This window comes from Streptomyces sp. CA2R106 (genome assembly GCF_037034245.1).
GTDB lineage: Bacteria > Actinomycetota > Actinomycetes > Streptomycetales > Streptomycetaceae > Actinacidiphila.
In genome coordinates, this window is record NZ_JBAGKC010000006.1 from 88933 (window position 1) to 115755 (window position 26823).

The following is a 26823-nucleotide window of genomic DNA, read 5'->3' on the forward strand; positions in this document are numbered from 1 at the left end:
AGTGCGGGGGAGTGCGCGGGAGCGCAAAGCTGAAACTGAAGCTCGTCGTGAGGCGGCGGCCGCGCACAGCGGCGCCGCGGCCAGACTCAGACTCTCGCTCCAGACTCAGCACGGGCCGCCGATCGCCGGCCCGCCGCTTCGGGCCAAGGGATCGCGAAATGCCGGTTCGACTCCGGCCCGCCGCTCTCGTGCGGCGGTAGTGAAAAGGCATCACGCGCGAGGTGACGCTCACCCGGGCGGTGACAGGGGCCGGCGGCAGCACAGGGCGGCACCAGCGGGGCCCGGGGCCAGGACAAGGCCCCGGGCCCCACCTTCGTGGCTGCCCGCCCGCGGGCGGTTTCAGGCGAGCCAGTCGGTGTATCAGGAGAGCCAGTCGGTGTAGCGGGTCGGCGCGAGCCGCGCGTTCCGGTCGGTGAGCACGTCGCCCTTGACCGCGCCGAACATGCCCGCGGCCGGGTCGGTGACGACCGTGCGCGCGTCCGCGCGGTGCCGCAGGGTGAGCCGGCCCAGCTCGTCCAGCGCGAAGACCTCCGGTCCGGCGACGTCGAGGACGCCGCCCAGCGGGGCGCCCGCGGCCACCTCGGCCACCGCGGCGGCCACGTCCGCGGCGGCGATGGGCTGGATGGGCGTGGCCGGCAGCCGTACGGTGTCGCCGTCGGTGGTCCAGGACAGGATCGCGTCGACGAACTCCATGAACTGGGTGGCCCGCACGATCGAGTACGGCACGGGCCCGGCCTTGAGGATGTCCTCCTGGAGCACCTTGGCCCGGTAGTAGTCCAGTTCCGGCACCTGGTCGACCCCGACGATCGAGAGGATCACGAAGTGCCGGACGCCGTTGCGTCCGGCGGCGGCGACGAGGTTGTCCATCGAGGTCCGGAAGAAGCCGGCGGACGCCTCGTCGAAGGTCGGGGAGTTCGTCAGGTTGACGACCGTGCCGGCGCCGGCCAGGGCCTCGTCCAGTCCTTTGCCGCTGATGACGTCCGTGCCGGTGGACTGCGAGTGCGGGGTCGCGTCGTGCCCGGCGGCCTTGAGCCGTGTGACGACCTGGGAGCCGATCAGCCCGGTGCCGCCGATGACCGCGATCTTCATGACATGCCTTCCGTCGGGTGCCGTTCCGTCCGTGCCGAGGCGTGCGTGCCCGGCGGGCCGAATGCCGCCGTGAACTCGGACACCTTCTGTCCGAGACTATACGCGGATGGGACTTGTCCGAGTCAAGATGGGGGGTGGGCGTGGCGCGGACGTGGTGCGTACCGAACCGAGTGGGCCCGCGAGCGGGCTGGTTAGAGTGATCAGGTGAAGATGTCCGGCGGAGTCGAGTGGGCCCTGCACTGCTGCGTGGTGCTCACGTCAGTGGAGGAACCGGTGCCGGCGACCCGGCTGGCCGAACTGCACGACGTCTCGGCGAGCTATCTGGCCAAGCAGTTGCAGGCGCTGTCCCGCGCCGGCCTGGTGCGGTCGGTCCAGGGCAAGGCGGGCGGCTACGTCCTCACCCGCGAACCGGCCTCGATCACCGTGCTCGACGTGGTCGAGGCGGTCGACGGCCCCGAGCGCGCCTTCGTCTGCACGGAGATCCGGCAGCGCGGCCCGCTGGCCACCCCGCCCGACTCCTGCACCGTGCCCTGCGCCATCTCCCGCGCGATGTCCGCGGCGGACACGGCCTGGCGGGAGTCCCTGCGCGGCGTCTCGATCGCCGACCTCGTCGCGGGCATGAACGCCGACTACGGGCCGGGCGCGCTGCCGGTCTTCGGCGCCTGGCTCACCGGCTCGCCCCCCGCCTGACGCCCCCGCGCGAGGGAGCCCGCGGCCGCGGCCGGAGCGGGCCCGTACCGGCGATACGCTGGGCGCACGATGCACCGATTCAGCTCGCCGTGGGGCGACCTCGACCTGACCCGCTACCCGGCCGAGCCGCGCGAGCAGCTGCGGGCCTGGGACGCCGCCGACGCGTACGCGCTCCAGCACCTTGCCGACACCGGGAGAGCGGCCCAAGCCGGCCGCACCGTCGTCGTCGGCGACCGCTGGGGCGCCCTCACCACCGCGCTCGCCGCGGGCGGCACCACCCGCCCCACCCTGGTCACGGACTCCTACCTCGGCCGCCAGGCCGCGGCGGCGAACCTGCGGCGCGCCATCCCCGACGCCCCGGCAGGCGCACCCGCAAGCGCCCCGGCCGAACTGCGCACCACCCGCGACGAACCGCCCGCGCGGATCGACCTGCTGATCATCAGGGTGCCCAAGAGCCTCGCCCTGCTGGAGGACCAGCTGCACCGGCTCGCGCCCGCCGTCCACCCCGGCACCACCGTGCTCGGCACCGGCATGGTCAGCGAGATCCACACCTCCACGCTCCGCCTCTTCGAGCGGATCATCGGCCCCACCACCACCTCGCTCGCGGTGCGCAAGGCCCGGCTGGTCTTCTGCACGCCCGAGCCCGGCCTCGCCCGCGGCGCCAACCCCTGGCCGCTGCGCTACGCCCTGCCCGACGGCATCGGCCCGATGTCCGGGCGCACCGTCGTCAACCACGCCGGGGTGTTCTGCGCCGACCGGCTCGACCTCGGCACCCGCCTGCTGCTGGCGCACCTGCCGGACCGCACCGGCCCGGACCGGGTGGTGGACCTCGGCTGCGGCAACGGCGTCCTCGGTACGGCGGCCGCCCTCGCCAACCCCGACGCCGAGGTGCTCTTCACCGACGAGTCCTACCAGGCCGTCGCCTCCGCCGAGGAGACCTTCCACGCCAACGCCGCGCCCGGCAGCAAGGCCCGCTTCGCCGTCGGGGACGCCCTCACCGCGGTGCCGCCCGGCAGCGCCGACCTGGTGCTGCTCAACCCGCCCTTCCACTCCCACCGCGCCACCACCGACGCCGCCGCCCGCCGCATGTTCACCACGGCGCACGCCGCGCTGGCCGCGGGCGGCGAGCTGCGGGTCGTCGCCAACCGCCACCTCGCCTACCTGCCGCGGCTGCGCCGCCTGTTCGGCAACGGCGAGGTGGCCGCGGCGAACCCGAAGTACGTGGTGCTGCGCAGCACCAGGTAGCTGCGCTCCGGGGCACGCACGCACGCTCCCGCTCCGGGCACGAAGCGCTCCCTGGCGGACGCCTTCACAGCGGGGAGGCCGCACGGCGGGGACTCACACGGCGGGACCCGCACGGCGGGGCGCCCTCGTACAGGAGGGCGCCCCGCCCGCCGATCAACCCAGCGACGCCACCGCGGCGTTGAAGATCGCCGACGGCCGCATGACCGCCGTCGCCTTCGCCGGGTCGGGCTGGTAGTACCCGCCGATGTCCGCCGGCGAGCCCTGGACGGCGATCAGTTCGGCGACGATCGCCTCCTCCTGCTCCGCGAGGGTCTTCGCCAGCGGCGCGAACGCCTCCGCGAGCTGCGTGTCGTCGGACTGCGCGGCCAGCTCCTGCGCCCAGTACAGCGCCAGGTAGAAGTGGCTGCCGCGGTTGTCGATCCCGCCGACCCGCCGGGACGGCGACTTGTCCTCGTTGAGGAACGTGCCGGTGGCGCGGTCGAGGGTGTCGGCCAGGATCTGCGCCCGCGTGTTCCCGGTGGTCTGCGCGAGGTGCTCGAAGCTCACCGCGAGCGCCAGGAACTCGCCGAGGCTGTCCCAGCGCAGGTAGTCCTCCTTGACCAGCTGCTGCACGTGCTTGGGCGCGGAGCCGCCGGCGCCGGTCTCGAACAGCCCGCCGCCGTTGATCAGCGGCACCACCGACAGCATCTTGGCGCTGGTGCCCAGCTCCAGGATCGGGAAGAGGTCGGTCAGGTAGTCGCGCAGCACGTTGCCGGTGACGGAGATGGTGTTCTCGCCGCGGCGGATGCGCTCCAGGGACAGCTTCGTCGCCTCGACCGGGGAGAGCACCCGGATGTCCAGGCCCTCGGTGTCGTGCTCGGGCAGGTACGCCTCGACCTTGGCGATCAGCGCCGCGTCGTGGGCGCGCTCGGCGTCCAGCCAGAAGACAGCCGGGTCGCCGGTGGCGCGGGCGCGGGTGACGGCGAGCTTGACCCAGTCGCGGATCGGCAGGTCCTTGGTCTGGCACATCCGGAAGATGTCGCCGGCCGAGACGGCCTGCTCCAGCACGACCGCACCGCTGCCGTCGACCACCCGGACGGTGCCGGTGGCGGCGATCTCGAAGGTCTTGTCGTGGCTGCCGTACTCCTCGGCCTTCTGGGCCATCAGGCCGACGTTCGGCACCGAGCCCATGGTGGCCGGGTCGAAGGCGCCGTGCGCCCGGCAGTCGTCGAGCACGACCTGGTAGACGCCCGCGTAGCTGCTGTCGGGCAGCACCGCCAGGGTGTCGGCCTCCTTGCCGTCCGGCCCCCACATGTGGCCGGAGGTGCGGATCATCGCGGGCATCGAGGCGTCCACGATGACGTCGCTGGGCACGTGCAGGTTGGTGATGCCGCGGTCGGAGTCGACCATCGCCAGCGCCGGGCCCGCGGCCAGCTCCGCGGCGAAGGACGCCTTGATCGCCTCGCCCTCCGGCAGCTTCTCCGCGCCGGCCAGGATCGCGCCGAGGCCGTCGTTCGGCGTCAGGCCGGCGGCGGCGAACACCGCGCCGTACTCCGCGAAGGTGTTCGGGAAGAACGCGCGCACCGCGTGGCCGAAGATGATCGGGTCGGAGACCTTCATCATGGTCGCCTTCAGGTGCACCGAGAACAGCACACCCTCGGCCTTGGCCCGGGCGACCTGCGCGGTGAGGAACTCGCGCAGCGCGCCGACCCGCAGCACCGACGCGTCCACGACCTCGCCGGCCAGCACCGGCACCGACTCGCGCAGCACGCTGGTGCTGCCGTCGTCGCCGTGCAGCTCGATGCGCAGGCTGCCGTCGGCGGCGATGACCGCGGACTTCTCGGTGGAGCGGAAGTCGTCGGCGCCCATCGTGGCCACGTTCGTCTTCGAGTCCGCCGACCAGGCGCCCATGCGGTGCGGGTGGGCCTTGGCGTAGTTCTTCACCGCGGCGGCCGCGCGGCGGTCGGAGTTGCCCTCGCGCAGCACCGGGTTGACCGCGCTGCCCTTGACCTTGTCGTACCGGGCGCGGATGTCGCGCTCCTCGTCGGTCTTCGGGTCGTCCGGGTAGTCCGGCAGTGCGTAGCCCTGCTCGCGCAGCTCGGCGACGGCCGCCTTGAGCTGCGGGATCGACGCGGAGATGTTCGGCAGCTTGATGATGTTCGCCTCGGGCCGCTGCGCCAGCTCACCCAGCTCGGCCAGCGCGTCGTCGATCCGCTGGCCCTCCTCCAGGTACTCCGGGAAGCCGGCGATGATCCGGCCCGCCAGCGAGATGTCCCGGCTCTCGACCGTGACCCCGGCGGTCGAGGCGTACGCCTGGATCACGGGCAGGAACGAGTACGTGGCCAGGGCCGGGGCCTCGTCGGTGTGCGTGTAGATGATGGTCGAGTCAGCCACCGCTTGCTCTCCGTCCAGTCTCCAACATTGCTTGATATCAAGATATCCCGTCGCCGTCCTCTCCTCGAACAAGCCCCCGGATTCCTGTGGACAACCGGACACCGCCCGGCCCCGGCCCCGTCCGTCCCGCCCTGCCCCGGCTCCGGCCCCTGCCTCAGACCAGGGCGGCGGCCAGCGCCGCGAAGGCCGCGACGATCACGGCGACGCGGACGTAGTGGAAGCGGTCCCAGCGGTCCATCTGCTCCCGCCAGTCCGCGGGCCGGTTCTCGGGGGTCCACGCCTTGGTGCGGTTGTTGATCGGGACGAGCAGCAGCAGCGACATGACCACGCTGGTGACCAGCAGCGCGCCGGCGGTGACGACGAGCCCGGCCCCGTGGTGGTGCCGGCCCGCCGCGGCCCAGAGCGCGACGAGGACGAGCGAGCCGATGTACCAGAACGGCATCACCGCGCCGAGCATCCGGCCCCCGTGGGCGCGGCCGAGCTGGTAGCTGTCGACGGGCAGCGCGCCGAGGATCGGGTTGACGACGAAGGCGACCGAGAACTCCACCCCCACCATCACGCCGACGACCACGGTGGTGACGACCTCGAGTGCGTTGAGCATGGGTGACCCCTTCTGGAATCTAGCGTTGCTAGGACTAGGGCCAACGCTAGACCTGCTGCCGCTCGGTTGTCTAGCGGTGCTAGGATCGACTCATGTCGGTACAGGAACGCAAGGAGCGCGAGCGGGCGGACCGCGAGCGGCTGATCGTGGCGACGGCCCGCGAGATCGCCGAGCGGCAGGGCTGGGACGCGGTCACCACCCGCCGGCTCGCCGAGCGGATCGAGTACAGCCAGCCCGTCCTCTACAGCCACTTCCGGGGCAAGCGCGAGATCATCGGCGCCGTGGCCGTCGAAGGGGCCGCCGAGCTGGCCGCCGCGCTGCGCTCCGCGGTCTCGGCCGTGCCCGGGCCGCGCGACCGGGTCGCGGCGCTCGCCCGGGCCTACCTCGACTTCGCGGCGCGCAACCCGGCGGTCTACGACGCGCTGTTCCGGCTCGACGGCGGTCTGGCGTTCGCGCGCGAGGACACCCCGGCGTCGCTCAAGGACGCCTTCGCCGCCCTGCTCGAAACCCTCGGCCCGGTCGCCGGGGACGCCGACCCCGGACTGTTCACCGAGCTGTTCTGGGCGGCCCTGCACGGCCTGGCCACCCTCACCCGCGAGGGGCGCCTGCCTGCGGCCGAGGCCGACCGCCGCGTCGGCCTGCTGGTGGACCGCCTCGCCGCCGGCTGACCCCGCCCTGGGTGCGCCTGCGGGTGACCCCCGATCGGCTCATTGCATAAAAGTGCACCCGCCCGTATAGTCATGCCGTCGAAGGAGGAGCCATGACGGTACGGGTGGCGGTGGCCGGGGCCAGCGGATACGCCGGCGGAGAGGTGCTCAGACTGCTCGTCGGGCACCCCGAGGTCGAGATCGGGGCGCTGACCGGCAACAGCAACGCCGGGCAGCGGCTGGGCGCGCTCCAGCCGCACCTGGTGCCGCTGGCCGACCGGGTGCTCGCGGAGACCTCCGCGCAGGTGCTCGCCGGCCACGACGTGGTCTTCCTCGCGCTGCCGCACGGCCAGTCCGCGGCCGTCGCCGAGCAGCTGGGCGAGGATGTGCTCGTGATCGACATGGGCGCCGACTTCCGGCTCCGGGACGCCGCTGACTGGGAGCGGTTCTACGGGTCGGAGCACGCGGGCAGCTGGCCGTACGGGCTGCCCGAACTGCCGGGTGGCCGCGCCGCGCTGGAGGGGTCCAAGCGCGTCGCGGTGCCCGGCTGCTATCCGACGGCCGTCTCGCTCGCCCTCTTCCCGGCCTACGTGGCCGGCCTGGTGGCGCCCGAGGCGGTGGTCGTCGCCGCGTCCGGCACGTCCGGCGCGGGCAAGGCGCCCAAGCCGCACCTGCTCGGCTCCGAGGTGATGGGGTCCATGACGCCCTACGGCGTCGGCGGCGGCCACCGGCACACCCCCGAGATGATCCAGAACCTCAGCGCGGTCGCCGGGCAGTGGGTGAGCGTGTCCTTCACGCCCACCCTCGCGCCCATGCCCCGCGGCATCCTCGCGACCTGCTCCGCGGCGGCGCTCCCGGGCGTCGGCGCGGCCGACGTGCGCGCCGCGTACGAGAAGGCGTACGCCGACGAGCCGTTCGTCCACCTGCTGCCCGAGGGCCAGTGGCCGGCGACCGCCTCCGTCTACGGCTCCAACGCCGCACACGTCCAGGTCGCCCACGACCCGGACGCCGGGCGCGTCATCGCGATCAGCGCGATCGACAACCTCGCGAAGGGCACCGCGGGGGGCGCCGTACAGAGCATGAACATCGCCCTCGGGCTCCCGGAGGCGACGGGACTTTCCACGATCGGAGTGGCGCCTTGAGCGTGACGGCAGCTAAGGGGTTCACGGCGGCGGGGGTTGCCGCCGGGATCAAGGAGAACGGCAACCCGGACCTGGCCCTGGTGGTCAACGCCGGGCCGCGCCGGGCCGCCGCGGGCGTCTTCACGTCGAACCGGGTGAAGGCCGCACCGGTGCTGTGGTCGGAGCAGGTGCTCAAGGGCGGCGAGGTGACCGCCGTGGTGCTCAACTCCGGCGGCGCCAACGCCTGCACCGGCCCCAAGGGCTTCCAGGACACGCACGCGACCGCCGAGCGGGTCGCGGAGGTGCTGGGCCACAGCGCGGGCGAGGTCGCGGTCGCCTCGACCGGCCTGATCGGCTTGCGGCTGCCGATGGACAAGCTGCTGGCGGGCATCGGCACGGCCGCCACCGCGCTGTCCGAGCACGGCGGCGAGAAGGCCGCCATCGCCATCAAGACCACCGACAGCGTGCACAAGACCGCCGTGGCCACCGGCCCGTCGGGCTTCACCGTCGGCGGCATGGCCAAGGGCGCGGGCATGCTCGCCCCGGGCCTGGCCACCATGCTCGTGGTCCTCACCACCGATGCCGACGCCGACCCGGGCACCTTGGACAAGGCGCTGCGGGACGCCACCCGGCTGACCTTCGACCGGATCGACTCCGACGGCTGCATGTCCACCAACGACACGGTGCTGCTGCTCGCCTCGGGCGCCTCCGGCGTCACCCCGGAGTACGAGGAGCTCGCCGAGGCCGTCCGCGCGGTCTGCGCCGACCTCGCCCGGCAGCTCATCGGCGACGCCGAGGGCGCGAGCAAGGACATCCGGATCGAGGTGGTGCACGCCGCGACCGAGGACGACGCCGTGGAGGTGGGCCGCTCCATCGCCCGCAACAACCTCCTGAAGTGCGCCGTGCACGGCGAGGACCCCAACTGGGGCCGGGTGCTGTCCGCGATCGGCACCACCTCCGCCGCCTTCGACCCCGACGCGCTCGACGTGGCGATCAACGGCGTGTGGGTCTGCCGGGCCGGCTCGGTCGGCGAGGACCGCGACCTGGTCGACATGCGCTTCCGCGAGGTCGTCATCACCGCCGACCTCGGCGCCGGCGACGCGTCCGCCGTGATCTGGACCAACGACCTCACCGCCGACTACGTCCACGAGAACAGCGCGTACAGCTCATGACCACCACCGACCCCCGCCCCGGGGGAACCCCGCGCAAGCACACCGCGCTGCCCAAGGCGCAGGTCCTGATCGAGGCGCTGCCCTGGCTGACCCGGCACCACGGCCGGACCGTGGTGGTGAAGTTCGGCGGCAACGCCATGGTCGACGACGCGCTGAAGGCCGCGTTCGCGCAGGACGTGGTGTTCCTGCGGCACGCCGGGCTCAAGCCGGTCGTCGTGCACGGCGGCGGCCCGCAGATCAGCGCCCAGCTGGACCGGCACGGCCTGGTCAGCGAGTTCAAGGCGGGCCTGCGGGTCACCACGCCCGAGGCGATGGACGTGGTCCGGATGGTGCTCGCCGGCCAGGTGCAGCGCGAACTGGTCGGCCTGCTCAACCGGCACGGCCCGCTCGCGGTCGGCCTGACCGGCGAGGACGCCCACACCATCAGCGCCGTCAAGCACCGCCCGACGATCGACGGCGAGACGGTGGACATCGGCCGGGTCGGCGAGATCACCGCGATCGACACCGGCGCCATCGAGGCGCTGCTCGCCGACGGCCGTATCCCGGTGGTCTCCTCGATCGCCCGCTCCGCCGACGACGGCCACATCTACAACGTCAACGCCGACACCGCCGCCGCCGCGCTGGCCGCGGCCCTCGGCGCCGAGACGCTGATGGTGCTCACCGACGTCGAGGGCCTGTACGAGGACTGGCCGCACAGCGACGACGTGATCAGCCGGCTGACCGCCAGCGAGCTGGAGATGCTGCTGCCGGACCTGTCCAGCGGGATGGTGCCCAAGATGGAGGGCTGCCTGCACGCCGTACGCCACGGGGTGAGCACCGCCCGCGTCATCGACGGCCGGGTGCCGCACTCGATCCTGCTGGAGATCTTCACCGACGAGGGCATTGGCACGATGGTCGTGCCCGACCCGGACCCGGCGCAGGACCCGGCGCCGCCCGGCGCCCTTGTCGCCGACCACACGACGACCGCGGACCCGTCCGCAGAAGGGGGAGCACGGTGACCGCCAACGAGGAGCTGGCCCAGCGCTGGCAGGGCGCGATGATGAACAGCTACGGCGTCCCCCGGCTGCCGCTGGCCCGCGGCGAGGGCGCCCGCTTCTGGGACGCCGAGGGCAACGAGTACCTCGACTTCGTCGGCGGCATCGCCACCAACGCCCTGGGCACCGCCCACCCGGCCGTCGTCGAGGCCGTCACCCGGCAGATCGGGTCGCTCGGCCACATCTCCAACCTCTTCCTCGCCGAGCCGACCGTCGCGCTCGCCGAGCGGCTGATCGAGCTGGCCGGTCGCCCGGGCCGGGTGTTCTTCGCCAACTCCGGCGCCGAGGCCAACGAGGCGGCCTTCAAGATCGGCCGGCTCACCGGCCGCACCCATGTCGTCGCCGCCCAGGGCGCCTTCCACGGCCGCACCATGGGCTCCCTGGCGCTCACCGGCCAGCCCGCCAAGCGCACCGCGTTCGAGCCGCTGCCCGGCGACGTCACCCACGTCCCGTACGGCGACGAGGCCGCGCTGCGCGCCGCGGTCACCACCGACACCGCGATGGTGATCCTGGAGCCGATCCTCGGCGAGTACGGCGTCGTGGTGCCGCCGGCCGGGTATCTGCGGGCGGCCCGGGAGATCACCGCGGCCACCGGCACCCTCCTGGTCCTCGACGAGGTGCAGACCGGCGTCGGCCGGACCGGCCACTGGTTCGAGTGCCAGGCACAGGGCGTCGAGCCCGACGTGATGACCCTGGCCAAGGGCCTGGGCGGCGGCCTGCCGCTCGGTGCGGCGATCGCGTTCGGCGAGGCCGCGGAGCTGATCACCCCCGGCAGCCACGGCACCACCTTCGGCGGCAACCCGGTCGCCTGCGCCGCCGCGCTGGCCGTCCTGGACACCATCGCGGCCGAGGACCTGCTCGACAACGTCAAGCGGCAGGGCGAGAAACTGCGGCAGGGCGTGGCCGCGCTGAACCACCCGCTCGTCGATCACGTGCGCGGTTCCGGGCTGTTGATCGGTATCGTGCTCACCGAGCCGCTGGCCGCCAAGGTCGAGCGCGCGGCGCAGCAGGCCGGGCTCCTGGTGAACGCGGCCGTCCCCGGGGTGGTGCGCCTCGCCCCGCCGCTGGTCGTGGGCGACGCGGAGACCGACGCGTTCCTCCGGGTGCTGCCCGGTGTGCTGGACGAGGTGCACCAGGCCGCTCAGGCGGGCCGATCAGGAGAATGACGGAGATCCGTACACGATGACCGAGCAGCATGCGCATGGCGCGGGACAGGCCGTCCCGCAGACCCGTACCGCCCGCCACCGCAGGATCGTCGACCTGCTGGGGCGGCAGCCGGTGCGCTCCCAGAGCCAACTGGCGAAGCTGCTCGCCGACGACGGGCTGAGCGTCACCCAGGCGACGCTCAGCCGGGACCTCGACGAACTCGGCGCGGTCAAGATCCGTACGAACGACGGGGAGTTGATCTACGCGGTGCCCTCGGAAGGGGGGTTCCGCACGCCGCAGGCGCCGCTGGGGGAGTCGGTCAAGGAGGAGCGGATGCGGCGGCTCGCCGCGGAGCTGCTGATCTCCGCGGAGGCTTCGGCGAACCTCGTGGTGGTGCGGACGCCGCCGGGGGCGGCGCAGTTCCTCGCGTCGGCGATGGACCAGGCCGAGGTGTACGACATCCTCGGGACGATCGCCGGGGATGACACGGTGGTGCTGATCTCTCGGGACCCCTCCGGGGGGCAGAAGCTGGCGGATCACTTGCTGAGGCTTGCGCAGGGGGAGGCGTAGCGCCGTCGTGGTTGCGGTTTCGTAGCCGGCTGCCGCCCGGTGGCCGGTTGCTCGCGCAGTTCCTCGCGCCCCTTGGTATGTGCGGCTCTCACCTTTGACGAGCTGGGGCTTTGGTGAATCATGCGGGGGAGTGCATAATTATGCTCATGAGTGCTGAGAAGAACGCGGCCGGCGGCCAGGATCTGAAGCTGTGGGGCGGGCGGTTCGCCGACGGGCCGTCCGCCGCGTTGGAGAAGCTGTCGGCGTCCGTGCACTTCGACTTCCGGCTCGCGCCGTACGACATCGCGGGGTCTCGCGCGCACGCGCGGGTGCTGTACCGGGCCGAGCTGCTGACCGCGGACGAGCTGGACCGGATGATCGCCGGGCTGGACGCGCTGGAGGCGGACGTGGCCGCGGGCACGTTCCGCGGGACGATCGCCGACGAGGACGTGCACACCGCGCTGGAGCGGGGCCTGCTGGAGCGGGTCGGCCCGGATCTCGGCGGGAAGCTGCGGGCCGGGAGGTCGCGGAACGACCAGGTCGCCACGCTCTTCCGGATGTACCTGCGCGACCACGCCCGGATCATCGGCGGTCTGGTCGCCGACCTCCAGGACGCGCTGGTCGGCCTCGCGGAGGCGCACCCGGACGCGGCGATGCCCGGCCGCACCCACCTCCAGCACGCGCAGCCGGTGCTCTTCGCCCACCACGTGCTCGCCCACGCGCAGGCGCTGTCCCGGGACGCGGAGCGGCTGCGGCAGTGGGACGAGCGCACCGCGGTCTCGCCGTACGGCTCGGGCGCGCTCGCCGGCTCCTCGCTCGGCCTGGACCCGGAGGCGGTCGCCCGTGACCTCGGCTTCGAGCACGGCAGCGCCGGCAACTCCATCGACGGCACCGCCTCGCGGGACTTCGTCGCGGAGTTCGCGTTCATCACCGCGATGATCGGGATCAACGTCTCCCGGATCGCCGAGGAGATCATCATCTGGAACACGAAGGAGTTCTCCTTCGTCACCCTGCACGACGCCTTCTCCACCGGCTCCTCGATCATGCCGCAGAAGAAGAACCCGGACATCGCCGAGCTGGCCCGGGGCAAGTCCGGCCGGCTGATCGGCAACCTCACCGGGCTGATGGCCACCCTCAAGGCGCTGCCGCTGGCCTACAACCGGGACCTCCAGGAGGACAAGGAGCCGGTCTTCGACTCCTGCGACCAACTGGAGGTGCTGCTCCCGGCGTTCACCGGCATGATGGCCACCCTCACGGTGCACGAGGAGCGGATGGCGGCGCTGGCCCCGGCCGGTTTCTCGCTGGCCACCGACATCGCCGAGTGGCTGGTCCGGCAGGGCGTGCCGTTCCGGGTCGCGCACGAGGTGGCCGGGGAGTGCGTCAAGGTGTGCGAGGCCGAGGGCATCGAGCTCGACCAGCTCACCGACGAGCAGTTCGCGAAGATCTCCCCGCACCTGGCCCCGCAGGTGCGTGAGGTGCTCAACGTGCCCGGCGCCCTCGCCGCACGCAACGGCCGCGGCGGCACCGCGCCGTCGGCCGTCGCCGTCCAACTCGCCGAGGTCAAGGCGGACCTCGCCACCCAGCACGCCTGGGCGACGGCCAAACAGAGCGCCGCTGCCGGGCCCTCCGCGTAAGCCGGGCCGCCGCACGAACGGCTGGGGGCGGGCACGAAGACCGTGCCCGCCCCCAGCCGTTTCAGCCTGTTCCTACGCCGCCTTCGCCTTGGTCGCGTAGATGTCGACGTACTCCTGGCCGCCGAGGTGCATCACCTCGGACATCACCTCGTCGGTGACGGCGCGCAGCACGTAGCGGTCGCGGTCCATGCCGTCGTAGCGGGAGAAGTCCAGCGGGGTGCCGAAGCGGACCTTCACCGGGGCGATGCGGGGCATCCCGGTGCCGCCGGGCTGCACCTTGTCGGTGCCGATCATCGCGAACGGGACCACGGGGGCGCCGGTCATCAGCGCCAGCCGGGCGATGCCGGTGCGGCCGCGGTAGAGCCGGCCGTCGGGGGAGCGGGTGCCCTCGGGGTAGATCCCGAAGATCTTGCCCTCCTCCAGTACCCGGCGCCCGGTCATCAGCGCCGCCACCCCGCCGTGGCCGCCGTCGCGGTCCACCGGGATCATGCCGCAGGTGGTGAAGAACCAGGCCATCAGGCGGCCCTTGAGCCCCTTGCCGGTGACGTACTCGTCCTTGCCGATGAAGTAGACCTGCCGGTCGACCACCAGCGACAGGAACAGGGAGTCGATGAAGGTGACGTGGTTGCCCGCCAGGATCACCGCGCCCTCAAACGGGATGTGCTCCACGCCCTCCACGACCGGGCGGTACAGCACACGCATCAGCACCAGCAGGATCGCCTTCAGCACGCTGCGGGACATGCGGGACAACGGACCCCTCCGGGCTCGTACGGACGTCAACCTGCGGACCGACCCTACCGGCCCGTAGGCCCCCGACGATACTTGCGCGGCCCCCGCCCGCGCACGCCGGGTTCACCCACCGGGGAACGGACGTCCGCGCAGGCCGCACCGGGTGCCGGGGACGGCGCCGACGCACGGCCGACCGGCCCCGCGCGGCAGGGGAGTTGGGAATATCACAGGCCGGTGCCGCCCAGGTCGCCCGCACGGGGCGCGAACTCGCCCGTTCCGGTCGTGAATCGGAGGGTTGAATCCCCGGTGGGACGGGGTAATGCACGGTAAACAGCCGACGTCCGGACGTGCTCGCGGCACGCCTCGGCGGCGCTGTGCCGGAGACCGCGGCAGCGGTACCCGACCGGTTCGTCTGTGCGATCATCGGCGCCAGCGGAGGCGACATCGAGCGCACATTCGTATCAACTCCGCACAGGCACACGTTCCGGGCGTGCACCACACCCTCAATCCCGCCCGGACGGATTTCGAAGGGGAGGCCCGCGCGACATGGGCATGAGCGTGACCATCTCTACGGCGAACAGCGGCGACGCCGAGAAGATCCTGAAACTCCAGTACCTGTGCTATCAGGGCGAAGCAGAGCTGTACGGCGACTACACGATCGAGCCGCTCACCCAGACCCTCGAGGAACTGCGCGCCGAACTCGCCGGGAGCACCGTCCTCGTGGCGCGGCTCGGCGAGGAGGTCGTCGGTTCCGTCCGCGGCGCCGTCGACGACGACGGCACCGCCCGTATCGGCAAGCTGATCGTCCACCCGCGCCTGCAACGGCACGGGCTCGGCGGGCGCCTGCTCGCCGCACTCGAAGACCGCCTCGCCGCCGAAGCCGAGGCCAAGCGCTACCGCCTCTTCACCGGGCACCGCAGCCAGGTCCAGCAGCGGATGTACCGCAAGCTCGGTTACGAGCAGGTGGGCGCCGCGGAGCCGGTCAACCGCCGGCTCAGCCTGGTGCACATGGAGAAGTCCGCGGCCCGCCCGCCGGCCCCCGCCGGGAGCTACGCGGCCACGGCCTGACCCGTACCGCGCGACGGCCCGCGAACCGGACGGTTCGCGGGCCGTCGCGCTGCGGTCCCCCGGATCACTCGCCGTCGCCCGCGTCGGTCGGCGCCGCCTCCGCGTCCTGCCGGGCGGAGCGGCGCAGCCACAGCAGACCGGCAACCGGCAGCACCACCGGCAGGAAGACGTAGCCGACGCCGAAGTCCGACCACACCGTCGCGTCGGGGAAGGCCGAGGAGTCGACGACGGTCAGGATGCCGACCGTGACCACGCCGACCAGCTCCGCCGAGCAGGAGGCCAGCGCCACCCGGCGGGCCGCGTCACCGCCCCGCCACAGCGCGACGGTGATCACCGCGTAGACGATCCCGGCGACGCCGGACAGGACGTACGCCAGCGGCGCCTCGTGGTACTTCGTGCTGAGCTGCACGATCGAACGGGACAGCGCGGCCACCGTGAAGACCGCGTAGACCGACAGCAGCAGCCGGCCCGGGCCCGTGCCGATCCTCGCCCTGGCCGCCGCCGGATGGGGTGACGTCACGTCGCTGCCGCCTTCCACTGTGGTGCTCCCGCTCTCAGCCATGTCCCGCTCCCCAGATCTGGTCCAACCGCAGCTCCAGCACCGCCAGCACCACCCCGCCGGCGGCCACGATCGCCGAGCCCCAACGGGTGCGCTCCGCGAGCGACATGAACGCCGCCGCCGGCACCACGCACACCGCGCCGGCCAGGTACGGCACGAACACCGCCAGGCCGTGCGCCGGCCGGTCGCCCCGGGTGAGCTGGACCACCGCGACCACGAGCTGCACCAGCACCGCGAGGGTGACCACCGCCATCCCGGCGAAGTGCCAGTCCTTCGTCGCCGAGTCGCGGTACGCGGCCCACCCGCACCACGCCGCGAGCAGCAGCGCCAGCACCGAGACCGTCCAGATGACCCCATCGAGCATGCGACGACTGTATTACGGGCGCGAGGTCCCCCCGACCGCCGGGCCACCGCCCCGCACCGCCCTTGCCGCGCGGTCGTGCCGCTCAGCCGTGCCGCACCCAGTACACGTCCGTGGTGTACGGCATCTCGATCGCCCCGCTGCCCCGCGTCGCGTCATGCGAGCCGAGCACCTCCTCCAGCTCCGCCCGCACCCGCTCCTGCCGGTCCGGACCGAGCACGGCTATGTGGCTGGAGGACATCATCCGGTCCACCACGTCGGCGACGGTCGTCGAGTGCGGGTTCGGCCAGTGCCGCTCCTCGATCACCCCCCAGCCCGCCCGCGCGGCGAACGTCTCCCGCCAGGCGCGGGCCAGCTCGCCCGGCGCGTGCGGCCCGGGGCCCGCGGCCAGCGGCGGACTGGGCAGGTCGCTCGGCGCCAGCCGGAAGTAGATGTCCTGGTAGTCCCGCACCCACGGCACCGACGTGTCGTAGGTGTTCCACACCAGCACCAGCGCGCCGCCCGGCCGCAGCAGCCGCTCCACCTCCGCCAGCGCCCGGTCCGCCTCGAACCAGTGCCAGGACTGCGCCGCCACCACCGCGTCCGCGCAGCCCCCGCGCAGCCCGGTGTCCTCCGCGGTCCCCGCCGACACCGCCACCCCCGGCAGCAGCTCCGCCAGCCGCTCACGCATCTCCGCGACCGGCTCCACCGCGAGCACCTCGGCCCCGGTCAGCGCCAGCAGCCTGGTGAACTTGCCGGTGCCGGCCCCCAGGTCGACCACCGTACGGCCCCGCTCCAGCGGCAGCGCGTCCGCGAGGTCCGCGAGCGCCGCGAGCGGATAGGAGGGCCGGGAGCGCTCATAGACCCCCGCGGCCCGCTGATAGCCGACTCCTGCTGCGTGGTGCACTCTCACGCGGGCTGACGGTAGCAGGATCGGATGACGTTCACGGATACCCCGACCGAACGGCGAGACACCCCTTCTACCCGCCCATCCCCCCTACCCTGGAAGCCAGTTCACCCCCGGCCCGCCGCGCCGGGCCCGCCGCGCGGACCCTGCCCGGCGCCCGCCGGGCGTGATGCTGCATGCTGTGCCATCCACCCATGCCCTGGTTACGGAGCACGAATGACCTCCACCTTTCCGGACATCTCACTCAGTACGGACCGGCTGGTGCTGCGCCCGTACGACGAGGACGACATCCCCGCACTCGTGGAGATGATGAACGACGAGCTGATCGCGGCGTGGACGAACGTGCCCCAGCCCTACACCGCGGCCGACGCCCTGGAGTTCGTCACCCGGAGCGCCCCCGCCGAACGCGTGCAGGGCCGCGGACTCGTGCTCGCCGTCACCGAGATGCTCACCCAGCGCCTGGTCGGCACCGTCACCCTCCAGAACACCGACTGGCGCATCCGCGGCACCGAGGCCGGCTACCTCACCGCCAGCTGGGCCCGCGGCGAGGGCTACGCCTGCGAGTCCGTCCTCACCATGTGCCGCTGGCTCTTCCGCGACCAGGGCTTCGAACGCGTCGAGCTGCGCACCGCGGCCGACAACACCGCCTCCCAGCAGGTCGCGCAGAAGATCGGGTGCGTCAGCGAAGGAGTGCTGCGCAGCGCCGGGATCGTCCGGGCCCGCCCCGACGCCGACCCGGCCGGGGCGTGGGACGAGGTCCGCACCGACCTGCTCGTGTGGAGCCTGCTGCGGGAGGACCTGGAGGAGCCCGGCACCCCGGGCGACGAGGTCCGCCCCGACGAGCTGAGCTACGCCGACTGGCGCTGAACACCCCGCGGTTCCCACCGCGGAAGAACGGACCGCCCCGGGCGGTCAGGGCCCGGGTTAGAGTTTTCCGGGGACCCTCATGACGGCTTGGAGGCGGGTGGCGATGGCCGACAGGGTCACCGTGATCGGATGGGACGGCACTCCGCTGCCCGGGGCCGCCCGGGCAGCGCTCGACGCGGCCACCCTCGTGGCCGGCACCCGCCACCACCTCGCGCTGTCGGACGTCCCCAAGGGCGCCGAGCAGATCGTGCTGGGCAGCATCGACATCGCGGCACGGCGGATCGCCGGACACCGCGGCACCGCGGTGGTCCTCGCCGACGGCGACCCCGGCTTCTTCGGGGTGGTGCGGGCGCTGCGGGCCCCCGAACTCGGCCTGGAGGTCGAGGTCGTACCGGCCGTGTCGGCGGTCGCCCGGGCCTTCGCCAGGGCGGGCATGCCCTGGGACGACGCCCGCGTGGTGGTCGCCACCACCCGCACCCTGCGCCGGGCGGTCAACGTCTGCCGCGCCAACACCAAGGTCGCCGTGCTCACCGCGCCCGGCGCCGGACCCGCCGAACTCGCCCTGCTGCTCACCGGAGTCCACCGCACCTTCGTGATCTGCGAGGAGTTGGGCACCGAGCGGGAAGAGGTGACGGTCCTCACCTCCGACAAGGTCGCCGACCACATATGGCGCGACCCGAACGTGGTGCTGGTCGTCGGCGGGCTCGGCTCCCGCGGCCAGGGCATCGCCGCGCTCGGCGCCCCCGTCACCCACTCCGGCGGCAGCTGGATCGCCGGGCGCGACCCGGGCTTCCCCGGCGACACGCGCGGCTGGGCGCTGCCCGCGGCGGAGTACGGCGGCCGGCTCCCGGCGCAGCTGCGGGCCTTCCAACTCGCCCGGCTCGGCCCCCGGTCCGGGGACCTGGTCTGGGACATCGGCGCCGCCGACGGGTCCGTCGCGGTGGAGGCGGCCGGTTTTGGCGCCGCGGTCATCGCGGTGGACCAGGACGCCGACGCGTGCGACTGGATCACCGCGACGGCGCGCCGCGTGGGCGTCCAACTCCAGGTGGTCCAGGGCACTGCGCCGGCCGCGCTGGACGACCTGCCCGAGCCGGACGTCGTCCGGCTCGGCACCGCGGACCCGGCGGTGGCCGCCGCCTGCGCGGCCCGGCGGCCGGCCCGGATCGTCGCCGCCGCAGGCAACCGGGACGAGGCCGAGGCGATCACCCGGGCGCTGACCGACGGCGGTTACGACGTCGAGCGCTCCGTGCTCCAGACGGTCGAACTGGACAGCGACTGGGCCGAGCGTGAGCGAGCGGTGAACTTCGCGCTGTGTGGCTCCCGGCGCTGACCGCGGGCCCCGCCGCGGTGATCGCCCGACTCCCCTGACAAGGCCCCGCCGTTGCCTTCCCCGGAAGGCCAACGGGACGGGTGCGCAGCACGTTTCCGCTGGTGGCAGCGGTACTTTGCAGGTCGGTGTGAGATACGTCCCGCCGTGCGGACCAAGGGCCTGAACGCGGTCGGACCCGGGGTAGGCTGACCGACTGTTGTGCCGTCATCACACGTTGACGGGTCACCCGGCGCTCCGGGGGGCCGGGTCCGACGTGCCGCATGCCGGACCCGCTCGTTAGACGTCGTAGGGGGTCGGGTCATGCAGGGCGCAGCGGCTGGAAGGAGCGAAACCGATGGGCGAGGGGCACGCATGACGGACACCGGTCAGATCCCCGGCGAGGGGCTGCCGGAGAACGCTGGCGCGGACACAGGCGCCGAAGCGCTTCTCCCGCCGCACACGGCCTTCCCCGGCAACGGCGCGCCGCAGCAGGCCGATTGGGCCGCCGCACCCGCGGGCGAGCAGCCCGCACCCGGATACGCCTACCTCGACCACCCGGCGCCGCCCGGTGAGGGGCTCGACGACGAGGACGACGTGCTGCTGATGCCCGGGACGCAGGGTTCCTGGAGCGACCCGCAGCCGGTGCCGCCGCCCGCGCCCGCGCCGGTGCAGCAGGTTCCGCAGGTCGCGCACGCCGTGCAGCAGCCGGTGTCCTTGCAGCAGCCCGCGGCGGACCGGCCGATCTCCGTGGAGGTGCCGCTCGAAGTGCCGTTGGAGACGGTGGCGCAGCCGGTGATCGGCCAGGGCGCGCAGGTGTTCGTCGCCCAGCAGCCGCAGCAACCCCAGCAGGACCCGACCCAACTCCAGCCCGGGCAGCCGCAGCCGGTGCAGAATCAGCCGGTGCAGGACCAGCCGGTGCAGGAGCCGCAGCCCGGCGCGGTGCCGGACGCGGCCGCGTACCCGGCCGCGCAGGCCGACGCCGCCGACACTGCGGCCGCGCCGCAGCCGCAGCCCGCCGCTCCCGGGTGGACGGCCCCGGCCGAGCCGGCGCCCGCGCTCCAGCAGCCCGCCCCGCCCCGCCGCCCCCTGCACATGGGCCCGCCCGTGACCGACACTCCGAGCGGCGGCGTCTCCGTACGGTCCCTGGCCGACCGCGGCCCCGCGGTCACGGTGCCCGGCCCCGCGACGTCGGGACCGGAGTACCTCGACGTGCCGCGCGACGACCTGAACGCCATCCCGGCCCAGCAGACCGGCGAGCCCGACGCGGCCGCGGTCGTCACCCCGGGCAACCCGTGGCCCGCCGCGCCCGGCGGTGCCTCGCAGCAGTCGCTGATCCCGCACGCGGACAGCGTGCCGCGCCCGGCCGAGCAGGTCGCACCGGTGCCCCCGGCGGCAGCGCAGGCGCCCGAAGCAGCCGGCGCCGTGGAAGCGCCCGAGGTGCCGCAGGAGCAGGTCCAGCCCGTCCAGCAGGAGCAGGAGCAGGTTCAGCAGGCCGAGGCGGCGCCGGCGGACGTGGCGCGGCCCGAGGTGCCGGTCGAGCCGGAGCCGGTGGCCGCCGCGCCCGCCCAGCCGCAGGCCGAGGTCGCACCGCAGGCCCAGCCCCCGGCCGCACCGCGGCCCGAGGGCCGGCCCGACGCTCCGGCCGAGGTCCAGCCGCAGGTGAGCGAGCAGGTGCCACCCCAGGCGGCAGCGCCGGTCGCCCAGGCCGCGGCCGTACCGCCCGAGGCGGCGGCGCCCGCCCCCGCGCCGGCCCCCGCTCCCGTCCCCGCGGAGCAAGCGGCCGCGCCCGAACCGGTCGTACCCCCGCAGGGCAGCGGTCCCGAGGCGTCCCAGGGCGCCGGGTTCACGGTGCTCCAGCCGCCGCAGGCACCGGCCCAGCCGGAGCCGGCCGTATCCGAGGCGGCCCCGGAGCAGGCGCCGGAGCAGGCGCCCGAGCCCGTCGTGGTGGCAGCGCCCGACGTCGCGCCCGAAGCCGTACCGGCCCCTGTACCGGCGGAAGTCGCGGAGGCCCCGGCCCCCGTCGAACCGCAGGGCCAGGCCGCCGCGCCGGAGCAGGCACCCGCTGAACCGGTCCCCGCCGCCCGCGGGCGGCGCGGCAAGCGCCGGGCCGCCCCGGCCGCCGCCCAGCCGGCCCAGCAGCCAGCGGCGCCCGAGCCCGAGACCGAGCCCGTTGCCGTAGCGGCGGCCGAGCCCGCGGCCGAGCAGCCCGTCGCCGAAGCGCCCGCGGACCAGCCCGCCGAACAGCCCGCCGCGGCGCCGGACGAGGCAGCCGACGCGGCACCGTCGGAAGCGCCGCAAGAGCCGCAAGAGCCGCAAGAGCCGCAAGCGGCGGAAGACCAGGAAGCGGCACAGCAGGAGCAGGACGCCTCGGACCACGAAGAGCCCGAGCAGCAGGAGCAGCCGGCCGCCGCGCAGCCCGCGGCGGCGAGGAAGCCGGCCGCGGAACCCTACGAGCCGGCCGTGCGCGACGCCGTGCACCGGGTGATCCGCGAGCGGCGCGACATCCGCAACGGCTTCCGCCCCGACCCGATCCCGCACGACGTGCTGCTGCGGGTGCTGGAGGCGGCGCACACCGCGCCGAGCGTCGGCCACTCCCAGCCGTGGGACTTCGTGGTGATCCGCTCGCAGAAGACCCGCGAGAAGATGCACGAACTGGCGATGGCGCAGCGCGACGCGTACGCCAAGTCGCTGCCCAAGGCGCGGGCCCGGCAGTTCCGCGAGCTGAAGATCGAGGCGATCCTCGACACCCCGGTGAACATCGTGGTCACCGCGGACCCGACCCGGGGCGGCCGGCACACCCTCGGCCGGCACACCCAGCCGCAGATGGCGCCGTACTCCTCCGCGCTCGCCGTGGAGAACCTGTGGATCGCCGCCCGCGCGGAGGGGATCGGCGTCGGCTGGGTCAGCTTCTTCGACGAGCGCCAGATGGTCGCCGAACTCGGCCTGCCCGAGCACCTGGAGGTCGTCGCCTACCTGTGCGTCGGGTACGTCGACGAGTTCCCCGAGGACCCCGAGCTGATGCAGGCGGGCTGGTCGCAGCGCCGCCCGCTGTCCTGGGTCGTCCACGACGAGGAGTACGGCAACCGCGCGCTGCCCGGCGAGGAGCCGCACGACCTGCTGGAGGAGACCCTGCGGGGCATCCGCCCGCTGGACGCCAAGGCGCTCGGCGAGGCGTGGGAGCGGCAGAAGCGGATGACCAAGCCGGCCGGTGCGCTGGGCATGCTGGAGATCATCTCCGCGCAGCTCAGCGGGCTGTCCCGGCAGTGCCCGCCGCCGATCCCCGAGCCGGCCGCGGTCGCGGTGTTCGCCGGGGACCACGGCGTGCACGCCCAGGGCGTCACCGCCTGGCCGCAGGAGGTCACCGGCCAGATGGTGGCCAACATCCTCGGCGGCGGCGCGGTCTGCAACGCGTTCGCCAACCAGGTCGGCGCCGAGGTCTGCGTCATCGACGTCGGGGTGGCCGCCGAACTGCCCGCCACCCCGGGGCTGCTGCCGCGCAAGGTGCGCCCGGGCACCGCGGACTTCACCGCCGGGCCCGCCATGAGCCGCGAGGACGTCCTCAAGGCGATCGAGGTCGGCATCGAGACCGCGCGCGACCTGGTCTCCGCGGGCAACAAGGCGCTCCTCACCGGTGAGATGGGCATCGCCAACACGACGTCGTCCGCGGCGATCGTCGCCGTCTACACCGGCGCCGACCCCGCCGAGGTCACCGGCCGCGGCACCGGCATCAACGACGAGATGCACGCCCGCAAGATCGACGTCGTCCGGCGCGCGCTCGAACTCCACCGGCCCGAGCCCGACGACCCGATCGGCGTCCTCACCGCGATCGGCGGGCTCGAACACGCCGCGATGGTGGGGCTGATGCTCGGGGCCGCAGCGCTGCGCACCCCGGTCGTGCTCGACGGCGTCAGCGCCGGCGCCGCCGCCCTGGTCGCCCGCGCGATCGCCCCGGAGGTGCTGGCCGCCTGCATCGCCGGGCACCGCAGCGCCGAGCCCGGGCACGTCGCCGCGCTCACCACGCTCGGGCTGCGGCCGCTGGTCGACCTGGACCTGCGGCTCGGCGAGGGCACGGGGGCGCTGCTCGCGCTCCCGCTGGTGCAGAGCGCTGCGCGGGCCATGCACGAGGTCGCCACGTTCGACGCCGCGGGCGTCACGGAGAAGGGGTAGCCGGCAACCGGGCCCGCGCCGGGTCCGGTTGCGGCACACCGCAGTGAGCCGCGCCCCGGTACGGCAGCGAGGCGCCTTACCGCTCTGCCGTACCGGGGCGCGGCCGCCCGCGCCACCGGGCGGCGCTGTGCCGTACGACCGCCGCGGCGCCGCGCCGTAGAGTTATGAACCCCTGCACGATCAAGGAGCCCTCATGCCGCACGACGACGCCCCCGCGTACCCCGTAGGGTTGCGGCTCGCCGGGAGGCGGGTCGTGGTGATCGGGGGCGGCCAGGTGGCCCAGCGGCGGCTGCCCGCGCTGGTCTCGGCGGGCGCCGACATCCTGCTGGTCTCGCCGTCGGCGACCCCCTCGGTCGAGGCGATGGCGACGGCCGGCGAACTGCGCTGGGAGCGCCGCACCTACCGTGCGGGCGACCTCGCGGACGCCTGGTACGTCCTGGTGGCGAGCACCGACCCGGCCGCAAACGCCGCGGCGAGCGCCGAGGCGGAGGAGCGCCGGGTGTGGTGCGTACGCAGCGACGACGCGGACGCGGCGACCGCGTGGACCCCGGCGACCGGCCGCAGTTCGGGCGTCACCGTCGCGGTGCTGACCGGGCACGACCCGCGGCGCTCGGCGGCGGTGCGGGACGCGGTCGTCGCCGGGCTGCGCGACGGCACGCTGGGGGCGCCGCACCACCGCGCCCGCACCGGCGGGGTCGCGCTGGTCGGCGGCGGCCCGGGCGACCCGGACCTGATCACGGTCCGCGGACGGCGGCTGCTGGCCGAGGCGGACGTGGTGGTCGCCGACCGGCTCGGCCCGCGCGACCTGCTCGACGAACTCGGGCCGCACGTCGAGGTGATCGACGCGGCGAAGATCCCGTACGGCCGGGCGATGGCGCAGGAGGCGATCAACGCGGCGCTGGTCGAGCACGCGAAGGCGGGCAAGGCCGTGGTGCGGCTCAAGGGCGGCGACCCGTACGTCTTCGGGCGCGGCATGGAGGAGGCCGAGGCGCTGGCCCGGGAGGGCATCCCGGTGACGGTGGTGCCCGGCATCTCCAGCGCGATCAGCGTGCCCGCCGCCGCGGGGGTCCCGGTCACGCACCGGGGGGTCGCGCACGAGTTCACCGTGGTCAGCGGGCATGTCGCGCCGGAGGACCCGCGGTCGCTGGTGGACTGGGCGGCGCTGGCCAAGCTGCGCGGCACGCTGGTGCTGCTGATGGCGGTGGAGCGGATCGCGTCCATCGCGGCGGCGCTGGTCGCCGAGGGGCGGCCCGCGGACACCCCGGTCGCCGTGATCCAGGAGGGTACGACCGCGGCGCAGCGCCGGGTGGACGCGACGCTCGGGGACGTCGGGCAGCGGGTCGTGGCGGCCGGGGTGCGGCCGCCGGCGGTGATCGTGATCGGCGAGGTGGTGGCCGTGGGCGGGGCGGTCGCGGACGCGGCGCGGGCGGCGGGTACGTACGGGCCCGGGGGCGAGGGGTCGTCTGCGCCCGGCGCTTCCGGCTCCTCCGGCTCGTCCGGTGCTTCGGGTTCCTCCGGTTCCGATACGGGCGGCGGGACGCGTGGCTGAACCGGTCCCCGTCACGGACCCGGCCGACCCGCGGCTGACCGACTACACCTCCCTCACCGACGTCGAGCTGCGGCGCCGCCGCGAACCGGCCGAGGGCCTGTTCATCGCCGAGGGCGAGAAGGTGATCCGGCGCGCCCTGGCCGCCGGTTACCCGATGCGCTCGATGCTGCTGTCGGCGAAGTGGCTCGGTCCGATGCGCGACGTGATCGCCGCGGCCACCGCGCCGGTGTACGAGGTCACGCCGCAGCTCGCCGAGCAGGTCACCGGTTACCACGTGCACCGCGGTGCGCTCGCCTCGATGGCCCGCACCCCGCTGCGGACCGTGGACGAGCTGCTGGCCGGGCTCGGGCCGGGGCCGCGCCGTGTCGCCGTCTTCGAGGACACCGTCGACCACGCCAACCTCGGGGCCGCCTTCCGCTCCGCCGCCGCGCTCGGGGTGGACGCGGTCCTGCTCAGCCCGCGCTGCGCCGACCCGTTCTACCGGCGGGCGGTCAAAGTCTCCATGGGCGCCGTCTTCTCCGTGCCGTGGACCCGGCTGGACAACTGGCCGTACGACCTCGAACTCCTGCGCGCGCACGGCTTCACGCTCGCCGCGCTCTGCCTGGCCGACGACGCCGTCCCGCTCGACGACCTCGCCGCCCGCCGCCCCGCCCGGCTCGCCCTCCTGCTCGGCACCGAAGGGGACGGGCTCACCCCCGCGGCTCTGCGGGCCGCCGACACCCGCGTCACCATCCCCATGGCCGCGGGCGTCGACTCCCTCAACGTCGCCGCCGCCTCAGCCGTCGCCTTCTACGCCACCCGCCCCTGACCCCCCTCACCCCCCGCTCAGCGCAGCCGGCCGGCGGGGCTAGGCCGCTGAGCAGGTGGCCGGGGTGTGCTCGTAGGCGGCGGAGAGGCGGATCAGCTCGTCGAGTTGATCGTGGGACCTGGTCAGGGCGTCGATCTGGGACCTGATGCGGGCGCGCTCGTCCATGAGCCGGCGCGTCATCTGCGGGGTCGCGACGAGCGTGTCCAGGAACGGAAGGATCTGCCGGATCGCCTTGCTGGCCAGGCCGGCAGCGTAGAGGAGCTGGATGAACTTCACCCGCGCGACGGCGGACTCGGGGTACTGCCGGTGGCCGCTGGGGCTGCGGTCGGCGACGACGAGCCCCTGCTCTTCGTAGTACCTCAGCGCGCGGACGCTGACTCCCGCGCGTTCGGCCACCTTTCCGATCCGCATGGCACCTCCGTCGCTCCGGACTTGATCCTCACGTTGACGTGAGGTTCTAGCGTACGCCGTATGAACATCAACGGAGCCACCGCGCTCGTCACCGGAGCCAACCGCGGCATCGGCCGCCACCTCGCCGCCCAACTCCTCGAGCGAGGCGCGAAAGTCTACGCGACCGCCCGTCGTCCCGAGTCCGTCGACCTCGACGGCGTCGAGGTCCTCGCCCTGGACATCTCCGACCCGGACGCCGTCACCGCCGCAGCCCGAGCGGCGGGCGACGTGAACCTGCTCGTCAACAACGCCGGCACCGGAGGCGGCGCCCTGCTCGGCGACCTGGAGGAGGTCCGTGCCGCCCTGGACGTCAACTTCTGGGGCACGCTGTCGATGGCCCGCGCCTTCGCACCGGTCCTCGCGGCGAACGGCGGGGGCGCGATGGTGAACATGGCTTCCTCGGCGTCATGGTTCGTCTTCCCCGGCAGCAGCGCCTACGCGGTCTCGAAGGCAGCGGTCTGGAGCATGACCCGGGCGCTGCGCCAGGAGTTGGCCGGTCAGGGCACGCTCGTCACCTCGGTACATCTCGGGGCGGCCGACACCGACATGATGAAGGGCTACGACGTGCCCAAGATGGACCCGGCCGATGTCGCCCGCATCACCCTCGACGGCGTCGAGGCCGACGCCGTCGAGGTGGTGGTCGACGAGTTCACCGAATTGGTCAAGGCGTCGTTGAGCCGCGACCCGAGGGAGTTCGACGAGCAGCTGCACCACCTGCTGAACCCCTGACCGCGGTCCGGGAGGCCACCCGGCCGCGACCGTCATTCCG

24 protein-coding genes are annotated in these 26823 nt (G+C 73.8%); 16 read left to right on the forward strand and 8 right to left on the reverse strand.

All coding sequences use genetic code 11. From position 1 onward, the window contains the following. Positions 1-360 precede the first annotated feature (360 nt). Positions 361-1089, reverse strand: coding sequence for an SDR family oxidoreductase (locus WA788_RS11415; RefSeq protein ID WP_335975523.1), 729 nt, complete (start codon positions 1087-1089; stop codon positions 361-363). 210 nt (positions 1090-1299) lie between these two features. Here WA788_RS11415 and WA788_RS11420 point away from each other — a divergent pair, with 210 nt between their 5' ends. Next, complete coding sequence (locus WA788_RS11420) at positions 1300-1779, forward strand: RrF2 family transcriptional regulator (RefSeq protein WP_335976260.1); 480 nt, start codon at positions 1300-1302, stop codon at positions 1777-1779. 69 nt (positions 1780-1848) lie between these two features. Further along, complete coding sequence (locus tag WA788_RS11425) at positions 1849-3024, forward strand: methyltransferase (protein WP_335975527.1); 1176 nt, start codon at positions 1849-1851, stop codon at positions 3022-3024. Positions 3025-3177: 153 nt separating this feature from the next. On the opposite strand, the gene WA788_RS11430 is transcribed toward WA788_RS11425, so the two are convergent. Continuing rightward, the gene (locus WA788_RS11430) at positions 3178-5397 is read right to left on the reverse strand and encodes an NADP-dependent isocitrate dehydrogenase (RefSeq protein WP_335975530.1); all 2220 of its coding nucleotides are present in this window, start codon (positions 5395-5397) and stop codon (positions 3178-3180) included. A gap of 154 nt (positions 5398-5551) precedes the next feature. Then, positions 5552-5998 carry a DUF1772 domain-containing protein gene (locus WA788_RS11435; RefSeq protein WP_335975534.1) on the reverse strand — a complete coding sequence of 149 codons (447 nt, stop codon included), beginning with the start codon at positions 5996-5998 and terminating at the stop codon, positions 5552-5554. Positions 5999-6090: 92 nt separating this feature from the next. Here WA788_RS11435 and WA788_RS11440 point away from each other — a divergent pair, with 92 nt between their 5' ends. The 7 genes from WA788_RS11440 (at position 6091) to argH (ending at position 13301) form a co-directional block, all read left to right on the forward strand. Further along, positions 6091-6666, forward strand: a complete 576-nt coding sequence (locus tag WA788_RS11440) for a TetR/AcrR family transcriptional regulator (protein WP_335975536.1) — start codon at positions 6091-6093, stop codon at positions 6664-6666. Positions 6667-6758: 92 nt separating this feature from the next. After that, entirely contained in the window at positions 6759-7787 is a 1029-nt protein-coding gene (gene argC, locus WA788_RS11445) for an N-acetyl-gamma-glutamyl-phosphate reductase (protein ID WP_335975540.1), read from the forward strand. Beyond that, the gene (gene argJ / locus WA788_RS11450; RefSeq protein WP_335975543.1) at positions 7784-8938 is read left to right on the forward strand and encodes a bifunctional glutamate N-acetyltransferase/amino-acid acetyltransferase ArgJ; all 1155 of its coding nucleotides are present in this window, start codon (positions 7784-7786) and stop codon (positions 8936-8938) included. The genes argC and argJ overlap by 4 nt, the downstream gene beginning before the upstream one ends. Beyond that, positions 8935-9936: an acetylglutamate kinase gene (gene argB / locus WA788_RS11455; protein ID WP_335975547.1), complete on the forward strand. Its 1002-nt coding sequence runs from the start codon at positions 8935-8937 to the stop codon at positions 9934-9936. The genes argJ and argB overlap by 4 nt, the downstream gene beginning before the upstream one ends. Before the next feature lie 38 nt (positions 9937-9974). After that, positions 9975-11138, forward strand: a complete 1164-nt coding sequence (locus tag WA788_RS11460; protein ID WP_335976261.1) for an acetylornithine transaminase — start codon at positions 9975-9977, stop codon at positions 11136-11138. A 16-nt stretch (positions 11139-11154) separates the two neighbouring features. Next, on the forward strand, positions 11155-11688 hold the full coding sequence (locus WA788_RS11465; protein ID WP_335975549.1) for an arginine repressor: 534 nt from the start codon (positions 11155-11157) through the stop codon (positions 11686-11688). 146 nt (positions 11689-11834) lie between these two features. Further along, positions 11835-13301, forward strand: coding sequence for an argininosuccinate lyase (argH, locus tag WA788_RS11470; RefSeq protein WP_335975554.1), 1467 nt, complete (start codon positions 11835-11837; stop codon positions 13299-13301). 72 nt (positions 13302-13373) lie between these two features. On the opposite strand, the gene WA788_RS11475 is transcribed toward argH, so the two are convergent. Further along, positions 13374-14042, reverse strand: coding sequence for a lysophospholipid acyltransferase family protein (locus tag WA788_RS11475; protein WP_335975560.1), 669 nt, complete (start codon positions 14040-14042; stop codon positions 13374-13376). Between the two features lie 534 nt (positions 14043-14576). Between WA788_RS11475 and WA788_RS11480 the strand changes: the two genes are divergently transcribed. Further along, positions 14577-15098 carry a GNAT family N-acetyltransferase gene (locus tag WA788_RS11480; protein WP_335975565.1) on the forward strand — a complete coding sequence of 174 codons (522 nt, stop codon included), beginning with the start codon at positions 14577-14579 and terminating at the stop codon, positions 15096-15098. Between the two features lie 64 nt (positions 15099-15162). Here WA788_RS11480 and WA788_RS11485 read toward each other — a convergent pair whose 3' ends face one another. The 3 genes from WA788_RS11485 to WA788_RS11495 form a co-directional block, all read right to left on the reverse strand. Continuing rightward, positions 15163-15660 (reverse strand): hypothetical protein, encoded by a 498-nt coding sequence (locus tag WA788_RS11485; protein WP_335975570.1) that lies wholly within the window; start codon positions 15658-15660, stop codon positions 15163-15165. Beyond that, entirely contained in the window at positions 15653-16021 is a 369-nt protein-coding gene (locus WA788_RS11490; protein WP_335975575.1) for a hypothetical protein, read from the reverse strand. Before WA788_RS11490 ends, WA788_RS11485 begins: the two co-directional genes overlap by 8 nt. Positions 16022-16103: 82 nt before the next feature. Further along, the gene (locus WA788_RS11495; RefSeq protein ID WP_335975579.1) at positions 16104-16910 is read right to left on the reverse strand and encodes a class I SAM-dependent methyltransferase; all 807 of its coding nucleotides are present in this window, start codon (positions 16908-16910) and stop codon (positions 16104-16106) included. A gap of 210 nt (positions 16911-17120) precedes the next feature. Here WA788_RS11495 and WA788_RS11500 point away from each other — a divergent pair, with 210 nt between their 5' ends. From WA788_RS11500 to WA788_RS11520, 5 genes are all read left to right on the forward strand, one after another. Further along, entirely contained in the window at positions 17121-17771 is a 651-nt protein-coding gene (locus WA788_RS11500; RefSeq protein ID WP_335975585.1) for a GNAT family N-acetyltransferase, read from the forward strand. A 103-nt stretch (positions 17772-17874) separates the two neighbouring features. Then, complete coding sequence (gene cbiE, locus WA788_RS11505; protein WP_335975589.1) at positions 17875-19101, forward strand: precorrin-6y C5,15-methyltransferase (decarboxylating) subunit CbiE; 1227 nt, start codon at positions 17875-17877, stop codon at positions 19099-19101. 351 nt (positions 19102-19452) lie between these two features. Beyond that, entirely contained in the window at positions 19453-23247 is a 3795-nt protein-coding gene (gene cobT / locus WA788_RS11510) for a nicotinate-nucleotide--dimethylbenzimidazole phosphoribosyltransferase (protein ID WP_335975594.1), read from the forward strand. A gap of 193 nt (positions 23248-23440) precedes the next feature. After that, complete coding sequence (gene cobA, locus WA788_RS11515; RefSeq protein WP_335975598.1) at positions 23441-24796, forward strand: uroporphyrinogen-III C-methyltransferase; 1356 nt, start codon at positions 23441-23443, stop codon at positions 24794-24796. Further along, positions 24789-25604 carry a TrmH family RNA methyltransferase gene (locus tag WA788_RS11520; RefSeq protein ID WP_335975603.1) on the forward strand — a complete coding sequence of 272 codons (816 nt, stop codon included), beginning with the start codon at positions 24789-24791 and terminating at the stop codon, positions 25602-25604. Before cobA ends, WA788_RS11520 begins: the two co-directional genes overlap by 8 nt. Positions 25605-25643: 39 nt before the next feature. On the opposite strand, the gene WA788_RS11525 is transcribed toward WA788_RS11520, so the two are convergent. After that, positions 25644-26015, reverse strand: coding sequence for a MerR family transcriptional regulator (locus WA788_RS11525; RefSeq protein ID WP_335975608.1), 372 nt, complete (start codon positions 26013-26015; stop codon positions 25644-25646). 60 nt (positions 26016-26075) lie between these two features. On the opposite strand from WA788_RS11525, the gene WA788_RS11530 reads away from it, so the two are divergent. After that, positions 26076-26783 carry an SDR family oxidoreductase gene (locus WA788_RS11530; protein ID WP_335975611.1) on the forward strand — a complete coding sequence of 236 codons (708 nt, stop codon included), beginning with the start codon at positions 26076-26078 and terminating at the stop codon, positions 26781-26783. The last annotated feature ends 40 nt before the right edge of the window (positions 26784-26823 follow it).

Coding starts and splice junctions, on each gene's coding strand:
- WA788_RS11460 (WP_335976261.1), top strand. CDS start 9,975: ATGATGAACAGCTACGGCGTCCCCCGGCTGCCGCTGGCCCGCGGCGAG.
- WA788_RS11525 (WP_335975608.1), bottom strand. CDS start 26,015: ATGCGGATCGGAAAGGTGGCCGAACGCGCGGGAGTCAGCGTCCGCGCG.
- WA788_RS11415 (WP_335975523.1), bottom strand. CDS start 1,089: ATGAAGATCGCGGTCATCGGCGGCACCGGGCTGATCGGCTCCCAGGTC.
- WA788_RS11435 (WP_335975534.1), bottom strand. CDS start 5,998: ATGCTCAACGCACTCGAGGTCGTCACCACCGTGGTCGTCGGCGTGATG.
- WA788_RS11465 (WP_335975549.1), top strand. CDS start 11,155: ATGACCGAGCAGCATGCGCATGGCGCGGGACAGGCCGTCCCGCAGACC.
- WA788_RS11440 (WP_335975536.1), top strand. CDS start 6,091: ATGTCGGTACAGGAACGCAAGGAGCGCGAGCGGGCGGACCGCGAGCGG.
- cobT (WP_335975594.1), top strand. CDS start 19,453: ATGACGGACACCGGTCAGATCCCCGGCGAGGGGCTGCCGGAGAACGCT.
- WA788_RS11485 (WP_335975570.1), bottom strand. CDS start 15,660: ATGGCTGAGAGCGGGAGCACCACAGTGGAAGGCGGCAGCGACGTGACG.
- WA788_RS11425 (WP_335975527.1), top strand. CDS start 1,849: ATGCACCGATTCAGCTCGCCGTGGGGCGACCTCGACCTGACCCGCTAC.
- argH (WP_335975554.1), top strand. CDS start 11,835: ATGAGTGCTGAGAAGAACGCGGCCGGCGGCCAGGATCTGAAGCTGTGG.
- argC (WP_335975540.1), top strand. CDS start 6,759: ATGACGGTACGGGTGGCGGTGGCCGGGGCCAGCGGATACGCCGGCGGA.
- WA788_RS11420 (WP_335976260.1), top strand. CDS start 1,300: ATGTCCGGCGGAGTCGAGTGGGCCCTGCACTGCTGCGTGGTGCTCACG.
- argB (WP_335975547.1), top strand. CDS start 8,935: ATGACCACCACCGACCCCCGCCCCGGGGGAACCCCGCGCAAGCACACC.
- cbiE (WP_335975589.1), top strand. CDS start 17,875: ATGGCCGACAGGGTCACCGTGATCGGATGGGACGGCACTCCGCTGCCC.
- WA788_RS11500 (WP_335975585.1), top strand. CDS start 17,121: ATGACCTCCACCTTTCCGGACATCTCACTCAGTACGGACCGGCTGGTG.
- WA788_RS11480 (WP_335975565.1), top strand. CDS start 14,577: ATGGGCATGAGCGTGACCATCTCTACGGCGAACAGCGGCGACGCCGAG.
- WA788_RS11475 (WP_335975560.1), bottom strand. CDS start 14,042: ATGTCCCGCAGCGTGCTGAAGGCGATCCTGCTGGTGCTGATGCGTGTG.
- cobA (WP_335975598.1), top strand. CDS start 23,441: ATGCCGCACGACGACGCCCCCGCGTACCCCGTAGGGTTGCGGCTCGCC.
- WA788_RS11490 (WP_335975575.1), bottom strand. CDS start 16,021: ATGCTCGATGGGGTCATCTGGACGGTCTCGGTGCTGGCGCTGCTGCTC.
- WA788_RS11530 (WP_335975611.1), top strand. CDS start 26,076: ATGAACATCAACGGAGCCACCGCGCTCGTCACCGGAGCCAACCGCGGC.